The following is a 7,956-nucleotide window of genomic DNA, read 5'->3' on the forward strand; positions in this document are numbered from 1 at the left end:
ATGCTAAAATGTTTATATCCTTTTTTCATAAATTAACTCCTTTAATGTTTGTTGTCGTAACTACATTATATCGGTTTTTATGAAAAAAGGTCTTTTTTTATTTCAAGTGGTCGACTTGAAATGATTATACACCAAATAAAAGAAGCTGGCTAATCCATGGATTAGCCAGCTTCTTTTATTCTTTCACAGATCCTAATATTTAATTCAAATTCTTTTAAATAGGCTTTAAAAGTCTCAACCAATTGATACTCTCTTACTCAAATATTTTCTTCTTCTAAATTATTATTTTATTCCCCTATATAAACTGGATAAAAATCATGCAGTGTTACTGGGTGTAAATTCAATCCCTGAATATCTTTTTGAGTTCCTACACTTAAAATCCTGTTATATAACATGACTTCCGCTGCATCTCCTACTATAATCTCCTGAGCTTTTTCATATATTTGCTCTCTCTTCTCAGGGTCTATAGAAATTTTACCCTCCTCCAGTAATTTATCTACCTCTGGATTACTATAAAAACTTCTATTTCCTGCAGCTCCCTTTGCTGTAGAGTGATAAACTGCATACAATCCGTAGTCTGCATCACCAGTTACACAACCCCAAGAGCCCAAAAACATCTCATGTTTTCCTTCAGCTGTATATGAAAAAAACGCTCCTGTTTCATAAGATTGAATAATCAAATCTATACCAATCTCCTTTAACTGAGCCTGTACAATAGTGGCTACACTACTGTTTGAATTTCCTTCATATATGCTCAATGTCAATGTCAGTCCGTCTTTATATCCAGCTTTAACCAAGTATTCTCTTGCCTTTTCTGGATCATACTCGTATGCCTTTGTTTTATCTGTAAATCCAAAAACACCTGGAGCAAGTGGAGAGGTTGCTACTTCTCCTGCTCCACCCAATACTACGTCCACTATACTTTGCTTGTCTATAGCATAGTTTATAGCCAGTCTTAAATCCTTATTTTTAAAGACCTCTTTATCATTATTAAAACCAATATATGAATATGAGATCGATGGTTTTTCCAACAACTTTAAATTTTTGTTATTTTTTATATTTTCAATATCAACGGCACCAATAGAAAGAGCAATATCCAATTCCTTTGTTTCCAGACCAATGGTCCTGTTAGAAGCTTCTACAATATTTCTTATTACAAGGTACTTAAATGTTGGAGGAGTCAGAAAATATTCATCATTTCTAACCAAAGTAACTTTATCCCCTGCATCCCAAGATTCAATTTTATAAGGCCCTGTTCCTATTGGATATTGTCCATAATCTTTTCCATATTTTTCTATGGCTTTTTTATTTACAATAGCCAAAGCCGGATGGGACAGGTGGGCAAATAACGGACCAAATGGTGTTTTTGTAATTATTTGCACAGTGTATTCATCTACAACCTTGATCTCCTCCAATGGTGGCAAGATAAAGGCTATCCTTGGTGAAGTCTGCATTCTTTCAAATGAATACTTTACATCCTCTGCTGTAAAATCTTCTCCATTATGAAATTTAACTCCCTTTCTCAATTTAAATTCTACAGTTTTTGGATTGATTTGTTCCCAGCTTTCTGCTAATCCAGGAACAATTTTCATATCTCCAGTTGATTCTACCAGTCTTGAATAAATTTGCTTGTTTATTCGTAAAGAACTTCCATCATTTCCCATGTGTGGATCCAATGATTTTGGATTAGCTGAATCTGCAATCACTAATGTATCTCTCTTTTTTTCGGCTACCTCTTCTTTTCCACATGCTAAAAGCAGCAATGACAGCATTATAAATATTAACCTCTTCATACTCTCTCCTCCTAAATATAAAATAATATCTTTATAAGATTACTTTAATATTAGAGTAATTGCAAGTTTAATCCTTCGATATTTTCATGGTATTAACACACCCATAATTTTATCTTTTTTTAAAATGCTGATTCAAATATATATTTAACCTATCTGTACTTTCATATATAATCTCAATCCTTTTCAGCTCAATAGCTCCTAGAACTCCGGTGTCGTAACTCCCACAGTCTATAGATATCTTTTGATCATCGACAAAGTGAATCTTTCCATCTAAGTTAGGAGTGTGCCCATAAACTATAATTTTATCAGTTTTTAGAATAGGCTGATTTATAAAATCGTTCCTTATCCATATCATCTCATAGGGGATTTGTCTTTCGATGGTTTTTTTAGGATTTATCCCTGCATGAACTACAAAATATTTCCCTAGATCAACTGCTATGGGCATATTTTTTATATATTTTAAGTGTTTATTCAAAATATCATATCTTTTTTTGTATGAATCAATAGTCTGCCTACCGCCATTTCTATACCAAGCGAATAATTCCCCATCTTCAATGGCATTGACCATGAGGTTTTCATGATTGCCAAAGGTATGAATTATATTTAACCCGCTGTCAATCAATTCTTCTATTGTTTCATACATCTCAAGGCTAGAAGAACCACGATCACAGGAGTCACCATTTATAATCAACAAATCCTTTGCAGTCAACTTTATCCTATCCATTAATTTTAAAAATAAATTATGATACCCATGGATATCACTTATAATCCATATTCTGTCATAATTTTCCATCTTTAACTTCACTATATTCATAAGTTTACTCCTATTTAATTTCATCCACTTTGAATTTTTCCACTATATCAATCCTTAATGTATTAGCCTGTATCTCACCCTCGTACTTTTTTAGATATTCTATAGAGATATCTCTGACTAATTTTATGGTCTTTACATCGTGGACTATATCTACAAATTTTAGGTCCGACATCCCGCTTTGACGTGTCCCGAATATCTCCCCAGGTTTACGAAGTTTTAGATCTTCTTCAGCTATTAAAAAGCCATCTGTAGTTGATTCCATAACTTTCAATCTAGATTTAGAAATATCATTATCTGTCTTGGCTACTAAAAAACAATAGGATTTATGTTGCCCTCTTCCTACCCTCCCACGAAGTTGATGTAGTCCTGCTAGCCCGAATCTATTGGCATTGGTTATCATCATAATAGTAGCATTGGGGACATCTACTCCTACTTCTATCACTGTAGTGGATACGAGTATCTGAATTTTATTTTTTTTGAATCTAGCCATAACCTCTTCCTTTTCTGTATTTTTCATCCTCCCATGGAGGAGCCCTATCTCAAATTCAGAAAATCTTCTAACCATATCCTCATAAAGTTCTGTGGCAGAGGTCACAGCCAGTTTTTCACTTTCCTCAATAAGGGGTGCTACGATATATGTCTGCCTTCCTTTAACCAATTGTTTTCTGATGAAATCATAGGATTTTTCCAAATCATTATCTGACTCTATCCACTTGGTCTTTATAGAAATCCTTCCCGGAGGCAACTCATCTATGATGGAAACATCTAGATCTCCATAGATGCTAAGAGCCAGAGATCTGGGAATAGGTGTGGCACTCATAACCAGTAGATTAGATATTTCACCCTTATCCCTTAGTTTTTTACGCTGTTCCACTCCAAATCTATGTTGTTCATCTACTACAATTAGCCCTAATTTATGAAATTTCACATGATCCTCTATAAGAGCATGGGTTCCCACCACTATATCAACGACTCCCTCCCTTATCTCGGATAATAATTTCTCTTTTTTTTTCCCCTTTATACTCCCGGTAAGGATCTCTACCCTCACTCCTAATCCAGCCATGTCATCTACCATTGATAGATAATGCTGGACAGCCAAAATCTCTGTAGGAGCCATAATTACACCCTGATAAGAATTTTCTACAAGGTATAGGAGCATTAAAACGGCTACAATAGTTTTCCCCGATCCTACATCTCCTTGAATCAGTCTGTTTACAATCTTTCCACCTGCCAAATCTTTATATATCTCTGTAATCACTTTTTTTTGTGCTCTAGTCAGCTCAAACCCCAAGCTATTCAGATATTTTTTCACCATCTGCCTGTCATCATTTAATTTGTATTTAGAACTGTTATCAGCATCTAATTGAAACCTTTTAGACAAGATCCCTAATTCTAAGATTAGGAGTTCCTCTATGGCCATCCTATTTTCAGCTTCCTCTATCTCCCTCAGGTTTTTTGGCAGGTGAATTTTTAGGATTGCTTCTTTCCTTTCCATTAATTTATATTCTTGGAGTATCTCTTGCGGGATATTTTCCTCTATGAGAGGGATATATTTTTTTATCGTATCCTTTATTATTTTCCGCAGCCCATTTTGAGACAAATTTCTATTACTGCTGTAGATAGGTTTTATCTCCGCACTTAATTTACCACTGTATTTCCTGTATTCTGGACCAACAATTTGAAAGTTATATCCCCTCTTTACATTCCCAATAAATACATATTCCTCTCCTATTTGCAGAGATTTTTTTAGATACGGCATCTGAAACCACACCAAATCCAGCATCCCTGTACCATCTGTAATACGAGCGACTGTCATGGTTTTACGGATTTTAGTTTTCCTATTTTCCACCGAGATGATTCTTCCGATAACCACCACATATTCTTCCGATCTGATATCTCCTATCTTCTTTATATTAGATCTGTCCTCATAGGCTCGAGGGAAGAAGTATATCAAATCTATAATGGTATTTATTCCTAGATTTTTTAGGGCAACTATAGTTTTTTCTCCCACACCCTTTATATCTAAACTTTCTATTTTATTGTATAAGTTTTTGTAATTCATAAGTTCCTCCATTCATTCTTTGCTTGTCCAAAGAACGGAATCAAGAAAGGACACCCGTAAAAAAATTATTATTCCATATTTGATTATTTATAAAAAATCGAATCGAAGCTATATATTTTAGTAAGTCTTCGAATATTTTTATAAAATAATTACAACACTTCATTTAACACAATTTTTTTAATGGGGCTAATTTCTTTTTTTCTTTACATAATTTTTTTAATGTCGTTTTTTCTTATCCGCTACCCTTTCTTTGTTTCTCCCTACGAGGGAGAGACTAGGAGAAGAGGGTCTACTATTTTTTTTTCAACTTTTTTAATTTTTTTTCCGTTTCTTTCATTCTTTCTTCAAGAATTATATATTTTTCAGAACTTGACTTCAATTTTATTGATTTTTTATAGTTCTTTATTGCCTCTTCAAAATGTTTTTTTTCATCTACATAGTTTTTATTTTTATTTTTATCATCTCCCCAAAAATCATATACAACACCTATAAAATTATAGCTGCTACTTTTTTCAGGTTCTAACTCCTTTTACTCTGTTAAAATTTGATATTGCCTCTTCATAGTTTTTTTCAATTGCTAAAGCAAAAGCTAATTCAATGTAAATTTGAACCTTTTCAGGATATTTCTTAATTAATTTTTCAAATTCTTCTATTTTTTCTTCATTCTTACTTTTATTAATCGCTATGCTAATTCTGTATTATATTCAACTTCTTTTAGTTTTTCATCTATTTCTTTAGTTGTTTTTTCTATTTTTTCATCTAATTTTAACGTTTTTCTTTTAACATTTTCTTCTTGTTCTGCTATTTTAACCTTTAACTCTTTATTTTCTAATAACATTCTTTCCATTCTTTTATCTACTTCTTTGGTTATTTCTTTTCTTTCTTTTTCATATTTTTTATTCCCATCCCATTTAAGATATCCTAAAACTAATAACATTCCACCTATTATCCATTTCAAAAATTCAATTGTTTTATCATAATACTGCACGGAATTTTGGTAAATCTGATCCACACTATAGGTCTAAGTAAAATTATTTTCTTCTTTATATTCTAGTTTCTCAATCTTTTCACTCAAATCATCTATCTTATTGTTTGATTTTATCAACTGAGTTTTTAAAAAATTGATCTCTTCCATCTGAATGACTTCATATGATTTTTGGGGGTTTGTCTTTTCTTCTCCAAAACATATAAAACTCAATAATAAAAACAACATCATTAATTTTTTCAACTTCATTTCCTCCTTTTTTTACCCCTTCTTTTACCCTCTCCGGTCCTAACGGACACCCTCTCCCTCCAAGGTAGAGGGAACATTGTCTTATATTGCTTGGTTACTCTCTGCCTCGTTTTCTCCCTACGAGGGAGAAACCCGACAACAAGGGAAGAGGGTACTTAGATCTCCTTCCCACCTCTATAATTTGCCTCTCCCTCTACTTCCCCGCTATGGTAGTAGTAGATCCAGTGACCATCCATCTTTCCGTTAATATAACTGCCCTTTCTCTTTACCTTTCCATTATAGAAATAATATATCCACTCTCCATCTGGTTTTCCATCTTTGGAATAACCTCTGCTCTCTATATTATCACCATCATAGTATGAAACTCCCTCACCTGTATAGGGCGTTTCTCCATTGTGGGTATAGATAAGACCTTTTCTAAACTCTATCTTTTCAGCCGAATCCTTATCACTACATCCAAATAAAGTTATAACTACCATTAATATTGTTATAATTTTTTTCATATCCTTTTTCCACCTTTTTTAGTTATGATTTTCATCTTTAAAATCTAGATTTTTGTACTCTTCTCCTAGTATACCATAAAGTTTTTTTAGTTGACATTCCCATCTAAAAAAGGTACTATTACCTAAAATAATCTATAAAGGAGGTAACTGTTGTGTCAAAGAGATTTACTTGGTGGTGGAAAAATTTATCTAATAATTTTAATACTGTTTCATCTAAATAGACTGACGTCCAATCAATAGTTATATCTTTTTTATCCTTTAATTCTATATTAAAATATAGAATCAGAGCAAAAACATATATACTTGACCAGTCATCTCGACTGGTCTTTTTTTATTTTAGGAGGAAAAATATGAAAAAAATAATATCAGGAATACAACCAAGCGGAATCTTACATATAGGAAACTATTTTGGTGCAATACAACAATTTATCAAATTCCAAGAAGAAAACGATTGTCTATTCTTCGTAGCAAATTACCATGCTCTTACATCTTCTACAGATGCCGATGCACTACGTAAAAATACTAGAGATGTAGTTTTAGACTACCTAGCACTAGGAGTAGATCCTAAAAAAGCCAATATCTTTATCCAATCTCATGTACCAGAACATACAGAGCTTATGTGGGTTTTATCAAATCTTACACCTATGTCTCTTCTAGAAAGAGGTCACTCTTTTAAAGACAAAACAGCCAAAGGAATATCATCTAATACAGGATTATTTACATATCCAGTACTTATGGCAGCGGATATCTTAATGTATGATGTAGATATGGTTCCAGTTGGAAAAGATCAAAAACAACATCTAGAGATGACCCGTGACATAGCTACAAAATTCAATGAAAAGTATTCTGAAATTTTCAAATTGCCTGAACCTATGATTGTAGAGAGTACCGCAGTAGTTCCTGGGGTAGATGGAGCTAAGATGTCAAAATCATATGGTAATACCATCGATATGTTTGCATCTAAAAAAATATTAAAGAAGCAAGTAATGAGTATCGTAACAGATTCTACACCATTAGAAGATCCTAAAGATCCAGATAACAATGTAACTACTCTATATAAATTATTTGCTACTCCTGAAAAATTAGAAGAGATGAAAGAAAAATTTAGAGCAGGAAACTACGGATATGGTCATGCTAAGAAAGAACTCTTAGAAGCTATTCTAGAGTACTTTGCAGATGCAAGAGCTAAACGTGAAGAGTTAGTAGCTAATCCTGAATATATAGATAAAATTTTAGCTGAAGGTGCTCATAAAGCCCGTACAATAGCTAAAGCTAAGATGGTAGAAGTTAAAAAAGCAGTAGGATTGACATAATAAAAAGAATCTACACTGTTACTTCTGGGCGTATCCCAAATTTAGTGTAAATTAATTTTAACCTTCTTAGTTGATAGAGTCTAATCTATTAAACTAAGGAGGTTTTTATGGTTAAGAAAAGAAGAAGAAGAGAGGTAGATCCATTAATTGCTGAAATTATGGATAAATATAATATTGAAAATGTTTTAGATTTACAATCTATCATGAAAGATCTACTTAAAGATGGAGTTTCCATCC

The 7,956-nt window shown here is 32.8% G+C and carries 7 protein-coding genes; 1 reads left to right on the top strand and 6 read right to left on the bottom strand.

Annotated elements, in window-relative coordinates:
* Window positions 1-287: 287 nt before the first annotated feature.
* From V5784_RS00130 to V5784_RS00155, 6 genes are all read right to left on the bottom strand, one after another.
* Window positions 288-1,793, bottom strand: a complete 1,506-nt coding sequence (locus tag V5784_RS00130; RefSeq protein ID WP_336887021.1) for a glutathione ABC transporter substrate-binding protein — start codon at window positions 1,791-1,793, stop codon at window positions 288-290.
* 109 nt (window positions 1,794-1,902) lie between these two features.
* Complete coding sequence (locus tag V5784_RS00135) at window positions 1,903-2,607, bottom strand: metallophosphoesterase family protein (protein WP_336887022.1); 705 nt, start codon at window positions 2,605-2,607, stop codon at window positions 1,903-1,905.
* Between the two features lie 10 nt (window positions 2,608-2,617).
* A complete protein-coding gene (gene recG / locus V5784_RS00140; protein WP_336887023.1) occupies window positions 2,618-4,669 on the bottom strand; it encodes an ATP-dependent DNA helicase RecG in 2,052 nt (683 codons plus the stop codon).
* Window positions 4,670-5,351: 682 nt separating this feature from the next.
* Window positions 5,352-5,606, bottom strand: a complete 255-nt coding sequence (locus tag V5784_RS00145; protein ID WP_336887024.1) for a hypothetical protein — start codon at window positions 5,604-5,606, stop codon at window positions 5,352-5,354.
* An 84-nt stretch (window positions 5,607-5,690) separates the two neighbouring features.
* Window positions 5,691-5,897: a hypothetical protein gene (locus V5784_RS00150; RefSeq protein WP_336887025.1), complete on the bottom strand. Its 207-nt coding sequence runs from the start codon at window positions 5,895-5,897 to the stop codon at window positions 5,691-5,693.
* Window positions 5,898-6,058: 161 nt separating this feature from the next.
* Window positions 6,059-6,406, bottom strand: a complete 348-nt coding sequence (locus V5784_RS00155; protein WP_336887026.1) for a hypothetical protein — start codon at window positions 6,404-6,406, stop codon at window positions 6,059-6,061.
* Window positions 6,407-6,756: 350 nt separating this feature from the next.
* Here V5784_RS00155 and trpS point away from each other — a divergent pair, with 350 nt between their 5' ends.
* Complete coding sequence (gene trpS, locus V5784_RS00160; protein WP_336887027.1) at window positions 6,757-7,719, top strand: tryptophan--tRNA ligase; 963 nt, start codon at window positions 6,757-6,759, stop codon at window positions 7,717-7,719.
* Window positions 7,720-7,956 lie beyond the last annotated feature (237 nt).

This window comes from Psychrilyobacter sp. (assembly GCF_037132775.1).
GTDB lineage: Bacteria > Fusobacteriota > Fusobacteriia > Fusobacteriales > Fusobacteriaceae > Psychrilyobacter.